18 protein-coding genes and 1 pseudogene are annotated in these 21,579 nt (G+C 58.7%); 11 read left to right on the top strand and 8 right to left on the bottom strand.

What is annotated here, in order from left to right; all coding sequences use genetic code 11:
* Positions 1-37: 37 nt before the first annotated feature.
* The 3 genes from NW828_RS08975 to murC all read right to left on the bottom strand — a co-directional run bounded on the left by NW828_RS08975 (position 38) and on the right by murC (position 2,861).
* Positions 38-304: a hypothetical protein gene (locus NW828_RS08975; RefSeq protein ID WP_041436475.1), complete on the bottom strand. Its 267-nt coding sequence runs from the start codon at positions 302-304 to the stop codon at positions 38-40.
* Between the two features lie 104 nt (positions 305-408).
* Positions 409-1,395 (bottom strand): UDP-N-acetylmuramate dehydrogenase, encoded by a 987-nt coding sequence (gene murB, locus NW828_RS08970; RefSeq protein ID WP_414383327.1) that lies wholly within the window; start codon positions 1,393-1,395, stop codon positions 409-411.
* 29 nt (positions 1,396-1,424) lie between these two features.
* Positions 1,425-2,861 (bottom strand): UDP-N-acetylmuramate--L-alanine ligase, encoded by a 1,437-nt coding sequence (gene murC, locus NW828_RS08965; RefSeq protein ID WP_414383345.1) that lies wholly within the window; start codon positions 2,859-2,861, stop codon positions 1,425-1,427.
* Positions 2,862-3,194: 333 nt separating this feature from the next.
* Here murC and NW828_RS08960 point away from each other — a divergent pair, with 333 nt between their 5' ends.
* The 3 genes from NW828_RS08960 to NW828_RS08950 all read left to right on the top strand — a co-directional run bounded on the left by NW828_RS08960 (position 3,195) and on the right by NW828_RS08950 (position 6,503).
* On the top strand, positions 3,195-4,346 hold the full coding sequence (locus NW828_RS08960) for an ABC exporter membrane fusion protein (RefSeq protein ID WP_414383326.1): 1,152 nt from the start codon (positions 3,195-3,197) through the stop codon (positions 4,344-4,346).
* 9 nt (positions 4,347-4,355) lie between these two features.
* On the top strand, positions 4,356-5,540 hold the full coding sequence (gene devC, locus NW828_RS08955; protein ID WP_011433169.1) for an ABC transporter permease DevC: 1,185 nt from the start codon (positions 4,356-4,358) through the stop codon (positions 5,538-5,540).
* 225 nt (positions 5,541-5,765) lie between these two features.
* Entirely contained in the window at positions 5,766-6,503 is a 738-nt protein-coding gene (locus tag NW828_RS08950; protein ID WP_414383324.1) for a DevA family ABC transporter ATP-binding protein, read from the top strand.
* Here the strand turns inward: NW828_RS08950 and NW828_RS08945 are convergent.
* The 4 genes from NW828_RS08945 to hisG form a co-directional block, all read right to left on the bottom strand.
* Positions 6,500-7,471, bottom strand: coding sequence for a GDP-L-fucose synthase family protein (locus NW828_RS08945; RefSeq protein ID WP_414383322.1), 972 nt, complete (start codon positions 7,469-7,471; stop codon positions 6,500-6,502). The genes NW828_RS08950 and NW828_RS08945 overlap by 4 nt on opposite strands.
* Positions 7,472-7,568: 97 nt before the next feature.
* Positions 7,569-8,753, bottom strand: coding sequence for an NAD(P)/FAD-dependent oxidoreductase (locus NW828_RS08940; protein ID WP_414383320.1), 1,185 nt, complete (start codon positions 8,751-8,753; stop codon positions 7,569-7,571).
* 367 nt (positions 8,754-9,120) lie between these two features.
* Complete coding sequence (locus NW828_RS08935) at positions 9,121-9,915, bottom strand: photosystem II manganese-stabilizing polypeptide (protein ID WP_414383318.1); 795 nt, start codon at positions 9,913-9,915, stop codon at positions 9,121-9,123.
* Between the two features lie 108 nt (positions 9,916-10,023).
* On the bottom strand, positions 10,024-10,731 hold the full coding sequence (gene hisG / locus NW828_RS08930) for an ATP phosphoribosyltransferase (protein ID WP_011433162.1): 708 nt from the start codon (positions 10,729-10,731) through the stop codon (positions 10,024-10,026).
* A gap of 283 nt (positions 10,732-11,014) precedes the next feature.
* On the opposite strand from hisG, the gene NW828_RS08925 reads away from it, so the two are divergent.
* The 3 genes from NW828_RS08925 to NW828_RS08915 all read left to right on the top strand — a co-directional run bounded on the left by NW828_RS08925 (position 11,015) and on the right by NW828_RS08915 (position 13,666).
* Positions 11,015-12,136 carry a sugar phosphate nucleotidyltransferase gene (locus NW828_RS08925; protein ID WP_414329069.1) on the top strand — a complete coding sequence of 374 codons (1,122 nt, stop codon included), beginning with the start codon at positions 11,015-11,017 and terminating at the stop codon, positions 12,134-12,136.
* On the top strand, positions 12,114-12,860 hold the full coding sequence (locus NW828_RS08920; protein ID WP_011433160.1) for a GvpL/GvpF family gas vesicle protein: 747 nt from the start codon (positions 12,114-12,116) through the stop codon (positions 12,858-12,860). The genes NW828_RS08925 and NW828_RS08920 overlap by 23 nt, the downstream gene beginning before the upstream one ends.
* A 143-nt stretch (positions 12,861-13,003) precedes the next feature.
* Positions 13,004-13,666: a hypothetical protein gene (locus NW828_RS08915; RefSeq protein WP_414383316.1), complete on the top strand. Its 663-nt coding sequence runs from the start codon at positions 13,004-13,006 to the stop codon at positions 13,664-13,666.
* 88 nt (positions 13,667-13,754) lie between these two features.
* On the opposite strand, the gene NW828_RS08910 is transcribed toward NW828_RS08915, so the two are convergent.
* The gene (locus NW828_RS08910; RefSeq protein WP_414351871.1) at positions 13,755-13,997 is read right to left on the bottom strand and encodes a hypothetical protein; all 243 of its coding nucleotides are present in this window, start codon (positions 13,995-13,997) and stop codon (positions 13,755-13,757) included.
* Between the two features lie 170 nt (positions 13,998-14,167).
* Between NW828_RS08910 and pyk the strand changes: the two genes are divergently transcribed.
* The 5 genes and pseudogenes from pyk to NW828_RS08885 all read left to right on the top strand — a co-directional run.
* On the top strand, positions 14,168-16,027 hold the full coding sequence (pyk, locus tag NW828_RS08905; RefSeq protein WP_414383314.1) for a pyruvate kinase: 1,860 nt from the start codon (positions 14,168-14,170) through the stop codon (positions 16,025-16,027).
* Between the two features lie 138 nt (positions 16,028-16,165).
* On the top strand, positions 16,166-16,396 hold the full coding sequence (locus NW828_RS08900) for a DUF4327 family protein (protein WP_414330443.1): 231 nt from the start codon (positions 16,166-16,168) through the stop codon (positions 16,394-16,396).
* A 150-nt stretch (positions 16,397-16,546) separates the two neighbouring features.
* The gene (locus NW828_RS08895; RefSeq protein ID WP_414383312.1) at positions 16,547-18,829 is read left to right on the top strand and encodes a RelA/SpoT family protein; all 2,283 of its coding nucleotides are present in this window, start codon (positions 16,547-16,549) and stop codon (positions 18,827-18,829) included.
* A 740-nt stretch (positions 18,830-19,569) separates the two neighbouring features.
* A complete protein-coding gene (gene dnaN, locus NW828_RS08890) occupies positions 19,570-20,946 on the top strand; it encodes a DNA polymerase III subunit beta (RefSeq protein ID WP_414383309.1) in 1,377 nt (458 codons plus the stop codon).
* Positions 20,947-21,072: 126 nt separating this feature from the next.
* Positions 21,073-21,579 (top strand): annotated as a pseudogene (locus NW828_RS08885) (RNA-guided endonuclease TnpB family protein); the annotation flags it as partial.

Below are 21,579 nucleotides of genomic sequence, written 5' to 3'. Positions count from 1 at the left end.
TCCCGATCGCAAGAGCAGGATGGAGTTCTCTCGAGGCTTAGTCGTTGTGTCGGTCTAGGGAGGGATCCCAGTCCAGATCTTCGTGGCGGTGCTCCCGTTCCCAGCGATGCACCCAGTCCCAAATGCGATAGTGCTGCTCGGCGGTGAGTTGCTTGGGATCTTGGGCCAAAGCGGCAGCCTCTTCCGGGGTGAGCAAAGCAGCTAGGCTGCCGATCTCCACCAAATAGCGGCGTTCTTCCGCAGTGGTGTGGGACTGATTGAGCCGTCGAATTAAACGACGTAAAGTGGCTACATCTTGACTCATAAGCCGATAGGCGAACATCTACAAAAGGCGGTAAGAACAGTTTAAGAGCAGAATCATCAAAATCACCAAAAGAAAACAGTCCAAATTGTCTGCCCAATGCTCCTCTAATCCTCAAAGGATCCCAGAATGCGCACTTCCGGCTCCAAAAGCACCGACCATTGTTGATAGACCTTTTCCTGGGCCAAGCGAATCAAGCGGTAAATGTCCTTGGCACTCGCCTGATGGCAATTGAGGATGAAGTTGGCATGGCGCTCTGAAATTTGGGCCCCACCGATGCGGTACCCCTTCAAGCCGACCTGCTCGATGAGCCAGCCGGCAGGGTGAGACTCTGGGTTGCGAAAGACGCTGCCACAACTGGGCAAATGATAGGGCTGAGAGCTTAGGCGTTGGTTGAGGTAGCGCTGGGTTTCCCACTGCACCTGGGACGGATCCCTGCTTGGGATCAACTGCAGCGTCGCTCCTGTCACCGTCCAGGGGGAGTCCTGTAGGCGAGAGCGGCGATAGCCAAATTGCAGATCGGCAGGTTCTAGGCGGCAGGGCTCTTGTTCCTCGTCCAAAATCTGCACTTCCACCAGCACATCCGCCATGGCGCGTCCGTGGGCACCCGCATTCATCACCACGGCTCCCCCCAGGGTGCCCGGGATCCCGATGGCCCACTCCAAACCGCTCCAGCCTTGCTTGGCGGCTGCCCGCGACAGATTGACCAAAGGCTCTCCGGCAGCGGCCCAAATTCTCCCCCCTTCCAGCAGTTGGATCCCCCGCAAACGGCGAGTGCCGATCACCAGCCCCTTCAACCCTGCATCGCTGATGAGCAGATTGCTACCTGCCCCCAGCAGCGTCGTGGGGATCCCTTCTGCTCGCGCCCAAGCCAAACACTGCTGCAGCTCCAGATGGCTACGGGGCTCACAATACCACTCCGCTTTGCCGCCCACGCGAAAGGTGGTCAGAGGAGCCAACGGGATCCCCGATTGAATTCGTCCAGATAGCAGAGCCGCCGGCCCGCGGGGGAGAAGCCTGTCTTCAGCGGTAAGACTTGCCGCCTCAGACTCACAGGAACCGTCCCGCTGAGGCACCACCGGAGCCGTCGTCATGATTCAATACCTCAGAAGCAGCTATCTTTTCAGCTGAAGTTTGGATTTTTGGCTTGCCCAGGCTGTTCCCTCACCTGAGCCGCATATGCCCGCATCGTAGCGGCTATCTGCTGATTCAGATCGCCTGCGCCCAAAAAAACGGCGAGATCTCCAGGCTGCAAAACAGACGTCAGCACTCCCGGCAATTGCGGCAAAGACAACACATAGCGCACATGGGGGTGGTGCTCCGCCACCGCCACGGCCAAGCGCAAGCTGTCGGAACGCTCAGGCGCCGGCTCTCCTGCCCCATACGTGGGCACGATCACCACCACGTCCGCCTCCCCAAAGCAGCGGGCAAAATCCTGGAACAAGGCAGCCAAACGGCTGTGGCGATGAGGCTGAAATACGGCCACCACCCGCCGCTGTTGCAGACGGGCTGCCTGCAGAGTGGCCCGAATCTCGCTGGGATGGTGGGCATAGTCGTCGATAAAGGTGACTTCTTCCACCTCGCCTTTGACTTCAAATCGCCGCTGCACCCCTCGAAACTCGGCCAGAGCCGAGGCAATCACCGCAAACTCCAAGCCCAACTGCCGCCCCACGGCGACCGCCGCCAGGGCATTGCTGAGGTTATGGGATCCCAGCACCTGCAACTGGAGCTGGCCGAGCAGGGATCCCCTTTCCCAAATCTCGGCGCAGGTGAAACTGGCAGTGTAGAGGATTTGGCGAGCTTGGTACTGGGCTTGGGGATGACCGGTCAGGCTGTAGCCCACATCCACCCTCAGGTGAGCCGCCACGTTGGGACAGTCCAGACAGGCCACCAGGGTTTGGCTTTGCTGCCCATACTGTTGAAAAGCCCGGATCACCTGCCCCAAATCGGCGTAGTGATCGGGGTGATCCAGCTCGATATTGGTGATCACCCCAATCTTGGGATAGAGCCGCACCAGGGATCCATCCGACTCATCCACCTCGGCCACCCAATACTCCCCCTTGCCCAGACGGGCATTGCCATCCCAGGCATCCACTTCCCCGCCGATAATCAAGGTGGGATCCCAGCCCGCCGAGAGCAACACATAGCCGATCATGCTGCTGGTGGTGGTTTTGCCGTGAGTGCCGGCCACCCCAATGCCAGAGCGACGGTTAAACAGAGCCGCCAACAAGTCTGCCCGGTGCCAAACCGTCAATCCCTTGCCCAGGGCAGCAGCCAATTCTGGATTGGTGGGGCGAATGGCGCTGGAATAGACCACCTGGGGATCCCCGACCAATCCCTCCGAGCTGTGGCCCTGAAAGAAGCGCACCCCCAAAGCTTCCAGGCGGCGGGTACGGCCATTGGCGACAATGTCGGATCCGGAAACGCGAAACCCTTGTTTAGCCAGGATATAGGCCAGGGCCGACATCCCCACTCCACCAATGCCCACAAAGTGATAGGTGGAAAGCAAGGGATCTAGGGGATCCAAATGCAGGGGCGGAGGCTGAGACCGAACCGGCAACGGCGGGATGGGATCCCCTCCTCCAAGTGTCTCCACCATCGCAACTCCACCCCACTCCTAAAACCGCCACACTCCAAAAAAAGGACTGCGTTCTGCTGACTACAAACAGGTTCGAACAGGCCACATCATATCAGGAATCCCCAGAGCTAGGTAGGCTGCGCCCCACCGGTTGCCGTGATCTGCCGGCACCTTGGGGAACCCACAGGGGGTGAAAATACGGTGAGCACAAGCAACACAGAATACAGCTGGACATTTTCATCCCAAAAACTTTACGCTTATTTAAGAAAAAGAGGCGGCGTTTGTCGTCTGCAAAGCCACAGCGGGTAAAAGGCCATGAACCCACGAGCGCTTTGGTCGCTGGCAGGAGTCGGGCTGCTTGGTTGTGCCGGTCTAGCATGGCTGGGGTTGAGCCAGCAGGGAGCCACACAATCGGTATCGGCAAGTGCAGAGGCAACGGTGGAAACGCGGCTGCCTCCGCAAGTTGGTGCTTTGGGTCGCCTGGAGCCGGAGGGGGAAGTGCTGCGCATTGCCGGTTCCCCCGGAGAACGGCTGGGAGAGCTGCTGGTGGCCGAGGGGGATCGCGTGGTGGCAGGCCAAGTGCTGGCCCGCTTGGAAAGCTACGCCGAGCGGTTGGCGGAGCGAGAGTACGCTGCCGCCCAACTTCAAGAGGCCCGCGCTCGGTTGCAGGCCGAGACCCGTTTCAGTCAGGCCCAAATCCAAGAGGCACGCACCCGCCTCAGCCGTCTGGACGAGCCGCAACAGATGCAAATCCGCTCCCAGGAAGCGGTGGTGGAACGTATCCGGGCAGAACTGGCCGATGCCGAGGCCAATCTGGCCCGCTTTCAGGAGCTCTGGCAGGAAGGAGCAATCTCGCAACAAGAGCTGGATCAACGCCGGCTGCTGGTGCGGCAACGACAGGAGGACTTGCGGGCTGCCGAAGCCACCCTGAGCCAACTGCGCCTGGCCCGTGAGCGGGATCTGCTCAATGCCCAAGCCCAAGTCCAAGCTGCCGAGGCGGGACTGAGTCTGGCCCAAGCCCAAGTCCAACTGGGATCCCTGGCCCGCAATCTGGAACTGGCAGAAGCTCGCCTAGAGCGCACCCTCATCCGCGCTCCCCGTGCTGGACAGGTGCTCAAGATCCACACCCGCCCTGGAGAGGTCATCCCCGTCGGCGAGGGCATTCTTGAGCTGGGCAACACCGACCAGATGATGGTGGTGGCGGAAGTCTACGAGACGGACATCCTGCGGGTTCGGCCAGGGCAACGAGCAACCATCAGCAACCGCGCGCTGGCGGAAGCGTTGCAGGGGCAGGTGGAACGGGTTGGCCTGCAAATTGGCAAGAAAGATGTGCTCAACACCGACCCAGCTGCCGATGTGGATGCCCGTGTGGTAGAGGTGTATATCCGCCTGGATCCGGAGAGCAGCGCCCGCGTGGCTGGCCTGACCAACCTGCAGGTGAATGTGGCCATCGATGTCGAGGGGTAGGCTCAGCCCATGTACAGCCTGTTCAGTGTGGCTTTTATCGCCCATCGGATCCCGTTGGCCTGGCTGCAACTGACGCGGGAGAAGATCCGCCTGCTAGTGGCCCTGGCGGGCATCGCCTTTGCTTGCATCTTGATGTTCATGCAGTTGGGCTTCCAAGACAGCCTGCTGGAAAGTGCCATCCGCTTCCACGTGGCCCTGAAGGGAGAGATCTTCCTGGTCAGCCCTCAGTCCAACGCCCTGATTGCCATGAACACCTTCTCCCAGCGGCGACTCTATCAGGCTTTGGGCTTTGAGGGGGTGCGGGCCATCTCTCCTGTCTATGTAGGCTTTGCCCTCTGGAAAAACCCAGAGACCCGCCGTACCCGCAGCATTTTTGTGGTAGGAGTGGATCCCTCGGCTGATCTGTTGGACTTGCCGGAACTGACGCCGGACAAGCTGGAAGAGATCAAAAAGGCGGACGTGGTGCTTTTTGACCGCCGCTCCCGCAGCGAGTTTGGCCCCATCCCAGAGTGGTTTGAGTCCGGGCGAGAGGTGGTTACTGAGGTGGGAAACCGCCGCGTCCAGGTGGGGGGCCTGTTTGAGATGGGGGCCACCTTTGGAGCCGACGGCACCATTCTCACCAGCGACCTCAATTTCCTGCGCATTTTTCCGCAGCGGGGGCGCGGCCTAGTGGATATCGGCGTGGTGCAACTCCAGCCGGGTGTGGATCCGGATCCCTTGGTGCGGCAGATGCGAGCTTTGCTGCCGGAAGATGTGCGGGTGCTCTCACGGGCGGAGTTTATCGATATGGAGCAAACCTACTGGGAAGAGGGCACAGCCATCGGCTTTATTTTCGGCCTGGGGGTGGGCATGGGCTTTATTGTCGGCATTGTGATTGTCTATCAAATTCTCTACACCGATGTGTCGGATCACCTGGCGGAATATGCCACTCTCAAAGCCATGGGCTATACCGATACCTACCTGCTGGGGGTGGTATTTCAGGAGGCGCTCCTGCTGGCCGGCTTGGGGTACATTCCTGCCTTTGCCCTGTCGGTTTTGCTCTACGATTTGACGGCCAATGCCACGTTGCTGCCTATTGCCATGACCTTCAACCGGGCAGTGCTGGTGCTGGGGCTGGCGGTGAGCATGTGTTTCATCTCAGGAGCGATTGCCGTGCGACGGCTGCGGGCAGCCGATCCTGCCGACATTTTCTAGAGTTTTGGCTGTGGGCAGGGCGCCGGGGCGTTGGTAAGTCAATAGTCTGCTAAAGGGGATCGGATGGATGGTGAAGGGTTTGAGCTAGGCTGTCTAAAAACTTCTGGGATCCTCATCAACGCTCTCCGGCCAAAGGTTTCTAAATGGTCTCATCTCAACGCTCCAAATGACGGCCTAAGTGGTCAATGAGTTGTCAACGCAAAGTTTTGAGATTTTGAGTTTCCTATGCTGACTCCTCTTCTCGATCAAGCTGCCCTTGCTTCTGCCCAGAATGCCGTTGAGCCAGTGGTGAAAGCCGAAGGTGTAAACCACTATTTCGGCGAGGGATCCCTGCGCAAGCAGATTCTCTTCGACATTAGCTTTGCCCTGCAGCCAGGGGAGATCGTGCTGCTGACTGGCCCTTCCGGCTCCGGCAAAACCACCCTGCTGACGCTGCTGGGGGCCTTGCGCTCGGTGCAGGAGGGCAGCTTGCGGGTGTTGGGACAGGAGCTGCGGGGAGCTCAGCCCAGTACTCTCATTCAAATCCGCCGCCAGGTCGGGTACATTTTCCAGGCCCATAACCTGCTGCGATCCCTGACGGCAGCCCAAAACGTGCGCATGGCCCTGGAGCTGCACAACGGCCTCTCTCCTCAGGAAGCCCAGCAGCGAGCAGAAGCAATGCTGGCGGCGGTGGGCCTGGGGGATCGCGTCCACTACTACCCGGAACAGCTTTCCGGCGGACAAAAGCAGCGGGTGGCCATTGCCCGCGCCTTGGTTAGCCATCCCAAGCTGGTGCTGGCGGACGAGCCCACGGCAGCCCTAGATAGTAAGTCGGGCCGCGAGGTGGTGACCCTGATGGAGAAGCTGGCGCGGGAGCAGGGCTGCACCATCCTCATGGTGACCCACGACAACCGCATCCTGGACATCGCGGATCGGGTGCTGCACATGGAGGATGGCCGGCTGGAGAGCCAAGGGGTTGCCTAGCTTTGCCCAGAGCAGGCGTGGCGGCGGTACCAGTCGATGGTGCGCTGCAGCCCTTCCCGCAAGCCGACTTTGGCCACAAAACCCATCCTCTCTCGGGCCTTGGAGACATCCAGACAGCGGCGGGGTTGGCCATTGGGCTTGTCCGTTTGCCAACGGATCTCTCCCCGGAACTCCATCAGCTCGCAGATGAGGGCAATCAGATCCCGGATGGAGATCTCTTCACCGGTGCCCAGGTTCAAGGGATCCGCCCCGTCGTAAAGCTGGGTGGCCATGACAATGCCGCGGGCCGCATCTTCAGCGTAGAAAAACTCGCGGGTGGGGCTGCCATCCCCCCACACTTCGACGTAGTTTTGGCCCCGTTGCTGCGCTTCGTGCACTTTGCGGATCAAGGCTGGGATGACGTGGGAGCTTTCGGGGTCGAAGTTGTCCATGGGGCCGTAGAGGTTCACCGGCAGGAGGTAGATGCCGTTGAAGCCGTACTGCTGCCGGTAGGCCTGCAGCTGCACCAGCAGGGCTTTCTTGGCGATGCCGTAGGGGGCGTTGGTCTCCTCTGGGTAGCCGTTCCAGAGCTCCTCTTCCTTGAAGGGAACGGGGGTGAACTTGGGATAGGCGCAGATGGTGCCCACGCAGACGAACTTCTCCACCCCGGCCAGGTAGGCGGCGTGGATGAGCTGGGATCCCATGATGAGGTTGTCGTAGAAGAGTTCTGCCGGCTTGGCTTGGTTGAGGCCGATGCCACCCACGTGGGCGGCCAAATGGATGACGATATCTTGCCCTTGCACCACCTCTTGGCAGACTTCCCAACGGCGCAGATCCTGGGTGCGGGAGCGCGGGATGCGCACCTGCTCCGGCTTTACCCCCAGCACCTGCAACTGTTGCAGCACATGTTTGCCCAAAAAGCCGCTGCCCCCTGTGAGCACAATGCGCTTCTGGCTGAGATCGACGGAGCTGGGCAAGCTGTTGGGCATAGATCCGACGCAGAGAACTTCCGGCTTTCATTATGCTGCAGACGGGATAGCCGTATTCCAGACTTGTTGGCGATGGTCATCGAGAATAGGCAAGGCATCAACTCAAAACCTGGGCAAACCGCGCCGGCGACAGAGCAGGGATCCATTCATCCGCTTGTCCATAGGCTTGTTGGGCGAAGCGACGGGCCAAAGCGGGCAGGATGGGCAGGGGATTGCTGAAGCCGGAAAACAGTTGTAAGCCTTCCCAGCCGGGCAGGGATCCCACCAGAGGCTGGTGATCAGCGCTGAAGGCCACCAAGCAGTGATACCACCGTCCAGGCAGGTGGGCCAACTTGGGCAGGTAGCGACCGGCTTGTGCCCGGATCTGGGCTTCGCTGGCGGCTGCATCCACCTCGGCACGGGGATCCGTCAATACCCGGCTGATCTGGCCCATGCGAATGCTGCCATCTACAAATTGCAGGATCCCGGCATCCAGAATCGGCGGGCAAAGCTCGTGCCCTGGCTCGTCCCAAAGGGGATCCCGATCGGGATGGGCGGCTTGTCGTTCCAGTTCCAAGCGTTGCACGGGCACGCTCATCACCAACGCTTTCAGTTGCAAATCCGAGGGCTCCAGCTCCAGGGATTCGGCATGGGTGTAGTAGATGGGCACCCGGATTCCCGCTTGGCGCAACAGAGCCCGTGTCCAGCCGCCGGCGCACACCACCACCTGGCCTGCTCCGTAGCAGTCGGCTCCGGACTCTACGCCCGTGATGCGCGCTCCCTGCCGCCGCAGGGCCGTTGCTGTTGCGATCAAGAGGGATCCCCCCAATCGTTGAAAGGCTTTTTGAAAGGCCAGCGCCGTCAACAAGGGGTTGATGTGGCCATGCCGAGCCCAGAGGACTACTTCCAGAGCGGCCGGATCCAGCAGCGGCTCCAGCTCGCAGGCTGCCGCCACCGAAATCCGCCGGGGTGGGATGCGACAGTCGGCCAGATCCGCCTCAACGGCCTCTGCATCGTAGCCGGGGGCAATGGGCATGAGCAGATCCAGCTCGCGAAATTGAATATCTGCCTCCAGCTCTTCTGACAGGGTGCGGTAGCGTTGGATCCCTTCTTCCCCCAGAGCTTTGAGCAGCGGCGTTTTGCCCGCCCAATGGGCCAAGCCCCCGTAGCTGTAGCGGGTTGCTCCGTTCAGCACTCCATCTTTCTCCATCAGCAGAACGGATCCCCCCTGGCGGGCCAGTTCATAGCTTAGGGCTGCCCCGGTAATCCCACCGCCGATCAGAATCCAGTCGTAGTTGGCCATCACTTCCCTCTTTGCCCTGAACCTCATCTTGCGGCAAAGAGGCTCAGTTTGGGGTAGCGAGCGCAGCAGAACTCGGATCCGCACTGGTGGCGGTACTGGCTGAAGCGGAACTCACAAAGGGCTTCCTTGAGTCCAGATTGAGAGTCCCCTTGGGTCCAGAGTCAACATAAAAGGCAGGTTAGTGGCATCGGCCATCTGCAAATGAACCTGTGGCGGCATCTGGCCCAGACTTTATCGCTGCACACTTCCCCAACAGGCAAAAGGGGCCAACCTGGACAGAGAACATAGCCAACAGAAACGGGCGGAGATCTCCGGGATCCCTGCCCATCCTGGTTTGAGGCGGGTTATTCTCTGCCCTCAGGCGCTTTCAAGACTCTCCCGCCAGGCGGGCGTAAAACAGGCCTTGAATGCGAACAGTGTGGGGTTCCATCGCCCCTTGCTCGGTGCTGGAAGGCTGAATGCTAACAAAGGATCCCGCCATTTCGCCAGTGCTGGCATCCACGCGAGCAATCCGCAGGGACATTTTCCCCTGGGAAACCTCGTCCACCTTGCGGTTGGTGGCAAAATCATCTTTGGCAGCCTGTAGACCTACCGCAGTGTCGTAGCCGGTGTTGGATCCCCGCCCGCGCGGGTCGAGGAAGGTGCTGCTGTGATAGCCGGGCACCAAGAACTCCCCTTCAAAATCGGTCGAAGGGTCAATGGCGGAGCCCTGGGCAGTGGCGACCAAGTCTTTCACGCTAAACAGAAACGGCACCAGCTCGCGGCGGGGCATTTGGCCGGTGGTCGGCTGAAAGGTGATCCCATCCACCACTTTGAGCTCCAGCGCACCGTCTTTGGGAGTCACCTCAGCTTTAATCGGCCCCAGAGTGGCCGCTGAGATCATGATGTTTTTGGCCTTGATGAACTCTTTCTCGCCGTTCCGCTTTTCCTCTTCCACCTCAATTTGCACCGGCTGGAAGCAGACATCCGTCAGCTTCAGGGATCCCCCCCTAGGCACTTCGATACGGCCCCGGGCGTTGTCCGAGACCGAAGGGCAAATGGCGGCCTTGCCGGTGTTGCGGATCTGGTCATAGGTCAGCGGCGCCTTGGCAGCCTTAGCCGGAACAGCAAAGACGCTCAAACAAAGCGCCAACAGGATGGCGAGCAGTGGACGGTACCGCATAATCAACCTCGAAAAACCTTTTTTGAATCTGAACGCTGCTGGGGGAAATAAGCCCGAATGCCCCCATTGTACGCAATCGTGATCCCCCTCAGAGGAAGTGCCTCAAAATTAGCCACCCACCAACAGGGATCCCAGCCAGCGTTCCCGAATCTGGGTGATCAACTCGCGGATAGGCTGTTGGTTGACACGGTAGCTGATGGGATGGGCAATCAGGCGAGCTGTACTCTCGAATAGGCAGTCTCGCTCAATCAGGCCGTTTTCCCTCAGGGTGCGCCCTGTGGCTACCAAGTCGACGATGGCATCGGCCATGCCGGTGAGGGGGGCCAACTCCACCGAACCATAGAGAGAGATAAGCTCCACCGGCAAATCCAGGCGGTCAAAATACTCCCGGGCGCAGCCGACAAACTTAGAAGCCACGCGGGCATGAGCAGGCAACTGAGCTGCCGAGTGGTAGGGGCTATCTTGGGGAAGGGCCACCGACATGCGACAGTGGCCAAATTGGAGATCCAACAGGTGGGCCACCCGCGCTTCGGTGCCGGCATAGCGCTCCCGCAAGACGTCGTAGCCGACAATGCCCAACTGCGCCTGCCCGTACTCCACGTACACCGGCACATCGTGAGTGCGCACCAGCAGCGCTTCGTAGCGTTGTCCGTTCAGCCGGGTGGGGGATTCAATCCGCAGCAGGCGATTGCCGGGATCCAAAAAACGACTAAAATCGATCCCCACCTGCTGCAGACATTGAATGGCCTCAGGCAGCAAGGCCCCCTTGGCCAGGGCAATCGTGATGGGTGGGCTGTCGGGACGGCCATCCAGCATCTTCCTCTGCCGATCTGAGTTCTGAACTTGAGCTGGGAGCAATCGATATAAGAATGTTGGGATCCCCGTCTGCCGGGTGGAACTCTCAGGAGAGACGGGGCAAAACGAGGGGCTCAGGGGAAACCCTTGGCGAAATGCCCAGAAGAGCAAGCCCCCTTGATTGTAGGGGATCGGAATCCCAGCAGCGATTCCCCAGCCTCTTGAAAGCCCCGCCGGTTCTCTGGAATGCCGATCCTGGGATGATAAAGTCAGAGCACGGTTAGCCCGGAGGAGTGACGACGGCATGAAAGCCATGATCCTGGCAGCAGGCAAAGGCACGCGGGTACGGCCCATCACCTACATGATGCCGAAGCCGATGATCCCCATTTTGCACAAGCCTGTCATGGAATTTTTGGTGGAGCTGCTGCGGGAACACGGCTTCGACCAGATCATGGTCAACACCAGCCACTTGGCCCACCAAATCGAAGACTACTTTCGAGATGGGCAGCAATGGGGGGTTCACATCGGCTTTTCCTTCGAAGGCCATTTTGAGAACGGCCAGCCGGTGGCCGAACCTCTGGGCTCCGCTGGCGGTATGCGCAAGATCCAGGATTTCTCCGGATTTTTCGACAGTACCTTTGTGGTGCTCTGTGGGGATGCCCTGATCGACCTGAACCTCACGCAGATCGTCAACTTCCACAAATCCAAGGGAGCGCTGGCCACTGTGGTCCTGCGGCAGGTGGATCCCAGCCAGGTCTCCAGCTATGGGGTGGTAGTCACCGACGAGACGGGTCGCATCACTGCTTTCCAAGAAAAGCCTAGGCGGGAAGAGGCCCTCGGCCACACCATCAACACCGGCATCTATGTTTTCGAGCCGGAAGTGTTCGACTACATTCCCCCTGGCTGCCCCTACGACATCGGCAGCGATCTCTTCCCGGCCTTGGTGAAAGCGGGTGCCCCCTTTTATGGGATCACGGCTGACTTTCAGTGGGTGGACATTGGCCGCACCCACGACTACTGGCTGGCGGTGCAAAAAGTGCTGCGCGGCGAGATCAAGGGAGTCAAGGTGCCTGGGATCCAGATTCAACCCGGCGTATGGACGGGGATCAACATCCGCGCCAACTGGGATCGCATCCACATCGAGCCACCGGTCTACATCGGGGCCAGCAGCTATTTGGCGGACGGGGTCAAACTCATCGGCCCCACGGCAATTGGCTACGGATGTGTGTTGAATGAAGGGTGTACGCTGGATGGCAGCTTGATTTTTAACTACACCCAGATTGCCGCAGGCGTGACCCTACGCCACCAGATGGTGATGGGTCGCTACTGCATTTCCTCGGATGGCAATGCCATCGACACCGAAGAGTCCAACCTCACGTGGCTGATCGGAGATGCCCGCAGCAATGCCAACGGCAAATCCCCATAGCGCCCTCTACCTCTACGGGATCGTCGCTGCCCCTGGCCCGCGTCATCTGAGTGTGGTGGGGCTGGACAAGCAGCCGGTGCAGGTTCATGGGCTGGGATCCCTGGCCTTCTTGTACTCCCAGGCTCGACAGGAGCGCTACCTGGCCAGCCGGGCCAACTTGCTCGCCCATGAGGCCGTGCTGGAAAAAGTGATGAACGAGGGACACCGGGCTCTGCTGCCTCTGCAATTTGGCCTGGTGGTGAGCGGCTGGGAGCAGGTGGAACGGGACTTGGTGCAGCCCCGCTTGGCGGATCTGCTGGCTCTGCTGGAGCGCCTGGAGGGCAAGCGGGAGGTGGGAGTCAAAGTCTTCTGGGATCCCGAGCAGGAGCTCAAGCTGGGGCTAGAGGAAAACCCTGCCCTCAAAGCTCGGCGAGACGAAATGGCCGGCGCTCCTCTGGGGCTGGACGCGGTAGTCGAGATCGGACGGGCTCTGGAGCAGCTCTTAGAGCAGCGACGTCAGCGCATTGCCCAGACCTTTACAGCAGCCCTCAGCCCCTTGGCCAGCGACCGCGTGGAAGGGGATCTGCTCACCGAAAACATGGCCTACAACGGCTCGTTTTTGATCAATTGGGAAGATGAGCCGGTTTTTGCCCAAAAAGTAGAGGAGCTAGACCAGACCTTCCAGGGGCGGCTGCGCATTCGCTACAACAACTTCACCGCTCCCTACAATTTCGTCAAACTTTGACACACTCAGCTGTATTGGGTCACTTCTCTACAAAAGACAAGAGGAGACCGCTCGGCTGAATGGTCGAAGGCAGGGATCCTTTTGGGGATCCGCTCAGGTATTGTGGGGATGGGCACTGCAGTGGCTAAGCCGAGGGAGACGGTATGGAGTGGCTTATTTTTATCCTGTTTTTAGCTCTGGCGGTCGGGATGTTAGCCCTGGCCTTTTATCAAGACAAGAAACGTCGAGAAGCTCTGGAGCGGGTAGCTGCACAGCTAGGAATGCGCTTTTCTGCCCAGTTGCCTGAAGAGATTCGATCTCGCTTGTTGCAAGCAGGCTTTGGACTGTTTGAACGAGGCCATAGGCGGCGTTTCTATAATTCGATGTCCAAGCGGCTGATCGATGGCACTGAGATTACCGTTTTTGATTACCAATACACCCGCGGCAGTGGCAAGAGTTCCAGCACTTATCGCCAGTCCGTCTTCTACGCCTATCACGAGGATCTTCATCTGCCGCGTTTTCGGCTGCACCCCGAAAATGCCTTTTTCCACGGCATCGCCAAAGCCTTTGGCATGCAAGATATCAACTTCGAGAGCCACCCTAAGTTTTCTCGGAGCTATCTCTTGCGAGGACAGGATGAAGCTCAAGTTCGGCTACGTTTTCATCCCGGCGTCCTCAGTTTTTTGGAGCAATATCCCAACTATTGTGCCGAAGGGGCCGGCGCCCACCTCATTCTCTGGCAGGATGACCGACAGGTGAATCCCGAAGGGATGGCAGAATGGATGCGCTTGGGGGAAGAGTTGACTCAACGGCTGCGGCGTATGTAGTAGCAGAGCCTACGGCCCCCCGCCGCGAACGGTCAACCTCGGCCTAAACCTCACCCCAAGAGGGTGCGCTGCAATCTCAAGAACCTCTCTACTGAGCGCCGAGGGCCGCCAACAAATCATCTGCCAACAACACCGCCGTATAGACCAAAGCCTGTCGTTGCTCAGGAGACAAATCGCCGACGGGAGTCTGGGGATTGCTCACGATACCCTGCAGTACTCTGCTGGCTATGTATTCCCGCTTGGAAACCCCTGGGCTGGAGATAGTGGGGTTATCCAGAGAGAACTTCTGATGGTGCTCGAAGGGGAAGGCGTATTCGGGGGCAACCGGCATCGCTCGACTCCAGATGGATCTCTACACTCTGCTTTGCCTATTTTCCCATCCTCTCTCGCTGGGGATTTTAAAAAAGCGGTGCCTCAAAAAAGACATAACGGGTTATCGTAATCAGAGAGATCCCTATGTGGGGGAAGGATCTGGGCTGCTCTCCCTTGGGAACAGTGGACATGCATTTGAGGGATTCTTTTCGACGCACCAAAATTGTTGCCACCATCGGCCCTGCCAGCTCAAATCCAGCCATTCTCAGGGAGATGATCCTGCAAGGGGCAACCACCCTTCGCCTGAACTTCTCCCATGGGGATCACGAGCTACACCGCCGCAGCATTCGCCTGATCCGCCAAACCGCGATGGATCTGGGCATCCAGGTCGCCATTTTGCAAGACCTACAGGGGCCGAAAATCCGCTTGGGCAAGTTCGCCGAAGGCTCGATCACCCTCAAGGCTGGGGATCCCTTTGTGTTGACCAGCAAACCTGTCTTGGGATCCCAAGAGCGCAGCTGGGTCACCTACGACAAGCTGGCCCAAGAAGTGCCCGAAGGAGCGACGATCCTCATCGACGACGGTCGAGTGGAGATGCGGGTGGAAGCCGTGGATCCGGAAGCGGGCGAACTCTTCTGCCGCACCATTGTCGGGGGTACCCTTTCCAACAACAAGGGGGTCAATTTCCCCGGTGTGCGCCTGAGCATCCGCGCCGTGACTCCAAAGGATAAAGAAGATCTCTACTTCGGCCTCAACCAAGGGGTGGATTGGGTGGCCCTCAGCTTTGTGCGGGATCCCTCTGATGTGCTGGAGCTGCGGGAGCTCATCGCCTCTGCCAAACGGCCTTCTTCCGGCTCAGCCGACAAGCGGGTACCCATCATCGTCAAGATCGAGAAACACGAGGCCATTGAACAGCTGCCCCAGATTTTGGCCCTCAGCGACGGTGTGATGGTGGCGCGGGGAGATCTGGGGGTAGAGCTGCCTGCGGAAGAGGTGCCGATCCTGCAGAAGCGGGTGATCGCCCTGGCCAACTCCCTAGGGATCCCGGTGATTACGGCCACCCAAATGCTGGACAGCATGGTGCACAGCCCCCGACCCACCCGTGCCGAAATCTCCGATGTGGCCAACGCCATTTTGGATGGCACCGATGCCGTCATGCTCTCCAACGAGACGGCTGTGGGCAAATACCCTGTCGAGGCCGTTGCCACCATGGCCCGCATTGCCGTGCGCACCGAGCGCGATTACTTTGACCTGACCTCCGCCGACCGACGACAACGCCTTCGCACCCTTGCCATGCAGGAGCTGAGCCAAAACAACGGCAACAGTCCTGCTGGAATGCGGCCCAAAACCCTGATCACCGACTCGATCAGCCGCGCCGTGGGGGAGATCGCCCAAGAGTTGGATGCTGTAGCCGTGATGACCCTGACCAAAACAGGGGCTACTGCTCGCAATGTCTCTAAGTTTCGCCCCCGCACTCCCATCCTAGCCGTAACCCCCCATGTGGAAGTGGCACGGCGGCTGCAGTTGGTTTGGGGGGTACATCCGCTGTTGGTTATGGATTTGGCCACCACCCGCCAGACCTTTCAAGCGGCCATCAGCTTGGCTCAGGAAGATGGCTTGCTCAAGGATGGCGACTTGGTGGTGCTCAGTGCAGGAACCCTGCCAGGCGTTGCGGGATCCACCGATCTGATCAAGGTGGATGTGGTGAAAGCGGTGGTGGCTCAAGGCAAAGGGTTTGGCAAAGGCATTGTCAGCGGCCCGGCCCGCATCTTGAGATCCAGCCTCGATGCCGGCAAAATCACCGCCGGAGACATTTTGGTTGCCCAATCCACCGACGCCAACTATGTGGAGGCGATCAAACAGGCAGCCGGCGTGATTACCGAAGAAGAGGGAGCCTCCTCTCATGCAGCAGTCATTGGCCTGCGGCTGGGGGTGCCGGTGCTGGTGGGGGTCAAGGATGCTACCCGCTTAATCCGGGATGGATCTATCGTCACTCTGAACCCAGAAAAAGGCATAGTGACCGCAGGAGCCGATGGCTTGGGCTTTTAAGCGGGCCTTAAGGTTGCCTGCAATACAAACTTGTATCTCTTGCTACGAAACGAGACCAAGTTCTATGATGGGGGTAGCGAGGCAAGATTTTCCCTGACCCTTCGGCGCGTCCCATCCATTCCACGTGTAGGTTAAGCTATGCCCACTTTACAAGCCACCCACTATGCGGTTGAGGCCATCCAGGAGGAAGCTCGTCGCCTTGTCCGGCAGGGGGTCTTGCGCCGCTCCGAAGCCATTGCCCACCTGCAACCCTTCTTCCCCCAGCGGGAGTGGCAGGCGATTGCCCAAGAGCTGGAGCTGCAAGACTACTGCCCCTCGGATCCTCTCTGCGATTTAATCGGCAACTGCGAGGAGTGGAGCGAAGACTGACTCTCGATCTGCCGAGGATGGCAAGCGGTCGGCGTTGGCAGACAGCCAATGCTTCTTTCTATTCCACCCGTTTTTTCCCTCTTGATCTGTCGGCGGTTAAGCTGGATGAACTATAGTCAGTAATCAAACATCCCTTTTCGCCGGGTTCGCATGGGTCAGACGGCTGTCATTGCCACCTCAGATGGAGGTCTCGACCTGAATAGCCTCGGTTTTGAGGTGCCAGGGTGGCTGCGTGCTCTGCTTTCCGGTGCCGAGGATCCCGGCGATGGGCTGCGACCCTACACGGCTGAAGAAGCCGATCTGCTGCGCCGTGCCTTTGAGTTTTCCTATTGTTTGCATCAGGGCCAAAAACGCAAATCAGGGGATCCCTACATTGCCCATCCGGTAGCCGTGGCCACTCTCCTGCGGGAGCTGGGGGGGGATGCGGTGACGGTGGCAGCGGGCCTTTTGCACGATGTTATTGAGGATACAGAAGTTACCCCAGAAGCCCTGGAAGCCGAATTTGGCTCTGAAGTTCGCCTACTGGTGGAGGGGGTTACCAAACTCTCCAAGTTCAATTTCTCCAGCAAAACCGAGCAGCAAGCGGAAAATTTCCGCCGCATGTTTGTGGCCATGGCCAAAGACATTCGAGTCATCGTGGTCAAGCTGGCGGATCGCTTACACAACATGCGCACGCTGCAGTATCTCTCCCCCAGTAAGCAACGGCAAATTGCAGCCGAAACAATGGAAATTTTCGCCCCTTTGGCCAACCGGCTGGGGATCTGGCATTTCAAATGGGAACTGGAGGACCTGGCTTTTAAGTATCTGGACTACGAAGCTTACCGGAAGATTCAGGAATTGGTCAATGCCAAGCGCGCCGAGCGAGAGGCAGAGATTCAAGCTTTTATTGAAGAGCTGCGGCAGAACCTTCTTCAAGCGGGACTGGAACGCTTTGAGATCAGCGGACGGCCCAAACATTTGTACAGCATCTATCGCAAGATGCAGCAGCAGCACAAAGAATTTCACGAGATTTACGATCTCTCGGCAGTGCGGGTAATCGTGCATACCAACAGCGAGTGCTATCGGGTGCTGGCAGTCGTTCACAACTGCTTTCGCCCCATCCCTGGGCGTTTCAAAGACTACATTGGTCTGCCCAAGGCCAATCGTTACCAATCTTTGCACACGGCAGTGATCGGCCTGCAGGGACGACCGGTGGAGGTGCAGATTCGTACCGAAGAGATGCACCGCGTGGCTGAGTACGGGATCGCCGCCCACTGGAAGTACAAGGAGGCCGGCAGCACCACTGTCAAGGCGGACGAGGAGCGCTTCACCTGGCTGCGGCAGCTCTTGGAGTGGCAAAACGACCTCAAAGACGACAAAGAGTATCTGGACACCCTTCGCGAGAATCTGTTTGAGAGCGAGGTTTACGTTTTCACGCCCAAGGGGGACTTGCTGGCCCTGCCCCAGGGATCCTGTCCGGTGGACTTCGCCTATCGCATCCACTCCGAAATTGGGGATCACTGTGCAGGAGCGCGGGTAAACAACAAGATCGTGCCCCTGGATACCCGCCTGCGCAACGGCGACATTGTGCAGATCATCACGCACAAAAATGCCCATCCCAGCCTGGACTGGATCAATTTCGTTGCCACCAGCTCTGCCCGCAATCGCATTCGCCAATGGTTTAAGCGCTCCAATCGCGAGCAAAACATCGCGCGGGGCCGGCATTTGCTGGAGCGGGAGCTGGGCAAAACGGGCTTTGATGCCCTGCTCAAATCAGAGCGGATGCAGAAGGTAGCCGAAAAGCTCAACTACGCCAGTGTAGAGGATTTGTTGGCCGCTCTGGGTTATGGTGAGACAACCCCCACGCTGGTGATCCATCGGCTGCAGGAGGTCAGCAGGCCGGCAGTATCTGCTCCCACAGAGGAGGAATCGCTTGAGGGATCCAAGCTGTTGTTGCCACGGGCTTCTGCGGCTCCCAGTTCTATCAAATCCCAATCTCCCATTCTGGGGGTGGAGGGTCTGAAACACCAGTTGGCCAAGTGTTGTAATCCGCTGCCGGGGGATCCGATTTTGGGCGTAGTCACCCGCTTTAAGGGTATTAGTATCCACCATCAGGACTGTCCACGGGTGGCTCAGGTTTCGGGGGAACGCCTGGTGCCAGTACGCTGGAACGAAGAGCAACTGCGGCAGAGCACCCAGATCTACCCGGTAGAACTGCATCTGGAGGTTATCGACCGCGTCGGGGTGCTGCGGGACATCCTTTCCCGCCTATCGGATCAAGGTATCAATGTTCGCAATGCCAAGGTACAAACTTTTGCCAACCGCACCGCCTTGATCGATCTCTGTATCGATGTACGTGATAAAAAACAGCTCACCCAGGTTCAAAGTCAACTGCGCCAGCTTTCTGACGTGATCGTGCTGCGCTCCCGCCATCACCAAAACGGATCCCGTTGACCTACGCCTGGCCCTTCGCGGGTACGGACTCTAGACCGCATCCCTATTGCGACTTGCTCCTGCAGCAGCCCAATTTTGGGTCAGGCGCTGTCCCATCCTCATCCTGACCTCCTTTGCCGCTTCTGGTGCGCAGAGCGCTTTCCCGCTCCTCTGGGGTCTTGCCAAAAATCCCGTGTCAGCTCACAGGTGGCCAGGCAAGGCCGACAATCCCAGAGCAATATCCCAGGCTTTCTTCGACAGCCTGTGGAAAACCTGTGGAAATCCAGCGAAGCCCGCCCCACCTCCGATGGAGTTCCTGGCCATATCTAGGGGGAGGACTCACTACATTACGGGATCCTACACTGACTGTGTGTTAATTTTTATGAATTTGTCAGGAAATCACAACATTAGCCTGTGGAAAACCTGTGGAAAAACCTGAAAAATTTGTGGAAAACCTGTGGAAAAACCCCCCAAGTTATTAACAGGTATAAATACTCTGTGGAAAAGTGGCCAAGTTATCCACAGTTTTTCCACAGGTGGGGAATAAGCTCAAAAGCTCATGGCGCAAGATGTTGACGATCACTTTCCACAGTTTCCACAGCCCCTACTACTACTAGATCAAAAAATTAAATTAGGCAGGGGTCGAAATTTCAGATCTGTCCTACGCGCGAGGCAAATTTTCCAAAACTCGACCGCAAGGGGAGGGATCCAACCGGGGCAGTCGGTGTAGGATCTGCGTGTGCAGCCCTTAAGTGCCCCCCATGGTGCAAGCTCAACGTCCTGTGGATCGAGAACTCGAGGCCGAGTCATTTGCGGCAGTGTTGCGCAGCAGCAAGACTGCAGCTCCTCAGCGTGGGGAGGGATACCTTGACGGGGCCGTGGACTCGTCTCCGGAGGGTTTCAGCTTCACCTGCGAGCAAGCCGATCTCAGCCACCACCTCGCTTCCGTTGGACGGGCTGTGGCCAGCCGCCCCGCCCTGCCCGTTTTGGCCAATGTGTTGGTGGAGGCCGACGCGGAAACTCAGCGGGTTGCTTTGACCGCCTTTGACTTGAACTTGTGCATTCGCAGCGAGTTCGAGGCTCAGGTCAGGGGATCCGGTCGCACCACCCTGCCGGCCAAGCTGCTCAGCGACATCGTTAGCCGTCTGCCCAGCGGCCCAGTGACTCTTGACGCGAGCAGCCAAGCCCAGGAGAGTGCCCCTGTGATTCTCATGTCGGCAGCCGGCCAGTACCAAGTGCGCAGCATGTCGGCTGAAGAGTACCCCACCCTACCGGAAATATCGCTCCGCACCGCCGACGCAGATGGCGATTTTGTGGGGGAGGAAAGCCCAACAGCTCAGGCCCTGGAGCTGCCCATCGAGAGCCTGTTGCAAGGGATCGGCCAAACCCTTTTTGCGGCCTCTGGAGATGAGACCAAGCAGGTGCTCACAGGAGTGCATGTCAAGCTCTTGGCGGGGGATCCCCCTTGCCTGGAGTTTGCAGCCACCGATGGGCACCGTCTGGCGATGGTGCAGGTGGAGGCCGAAGGGATCCCGGTTGCTTCGGCCAATACGGGAATGGGGTTGGATTTCACCATTCCCGCTCGCACTTTGCGAGAGGTGGAGCGCATCCTCGGCACCCAGACCGCGGCCTCTACGGTGGAATTGCGGTTTGACCGATCCCAGGTGCAGTTTGTGCTGCCTCCTCGCGCCAGCAAAACGCAGTGCCAACAGCGGATCACCAGCCGCCTTTTGGAGGGCCAATATCCCGACTACAACCGCCTAATTCCCAGGCAATTTGAGCGGCAGGTAACCCTGGAGCGTCGGCCCTTGATGGAGTCGCTGGAGCGGGTGGGAGTACTTGCTGCCCAAAGAAACGACATCGTCAAGTTCAATCTTTCTGCCGCAACCCAAACCCTGCGCATCAGCACCGAGGCGCCCGATGTGGGCAGTGGCGAGGAATCGTTGCCAGTGCAGATGTCTGGTCCTGACCTGGAGCTGGCCTTCAATGTGCGTTACCTGCTGGATGCCCTCAGGGTGTTTCATACGCAGCAGGTGAGCCTGGAGCTAAACGGCGCCACGCAGCCGGCCATCTGGAAGCCCCTTGGGGCAATGCGGCTCTGTTATTTGGTTATGCCGGTGCAGCTACGGGCTACCTAGTCTTAGGAGAGCTCCACCCAGCTCTAGTCCAAAACTCTCAAGGTCATCTCAGCTAGAAATCGCAGGAGCCCCGCACTGTACCCGTAGGGTCAGTGTCGGGAGGAATGCGGAAGTTACGATAGAACCATGACCCAAGTCCTGACCGTCTCCTGTAAGCTCAAGGTGTCCCAGTCGCAGGCCGCAAAGTTGGACGCGACCTTGGATGCCTTTGTGCAGGCGTTGAACTGGGTCAACCAAAACACGCCCGAGAAAGTCACCAACGCCGTTAAACTTCAATCTCTGTGCTACCGCGAAATCCGTGCCCGGTTCGGCTTGTCCAGTAACTTGGCTCAGCAGGTCTGCAGACGGATGGCCGGTGCCCGCAAAGTGGCGAGACAGCGCAACCGTCCGGTTAAAGAGTTCAAGCGTAGGTTCGTTACCTACGACGCGCGTATCTTTTCATTCCGCGAGAAAGACTGGACGGTGTCGCTGACCACGGTTGAAGGGAGAGAACGCTTTGAGCTAGCCATTGGTAACTACCAGCGTGGGATGCTGGCTGGTTCCAACCCAAAAGCTACCACCCTGGTCAAGCGCAAAGATGGCTCCTACTACATCCAGATTTGCGTAGAGAAAAAACCACCCAAGCAACAAGAT

This window comes from Synechococcus sp. W55.2 (assembly GCF_047461635.1).
Taxonomy (GTDB): domain Bacteria; phylum Cyanobacteriota; class Cyanobacteriia; order Thermostichales; family Thermostichaceae; genus Thermostichus.
This window is presented reverse-complemented; position numbering and strand designations above follow the sequence as displayed.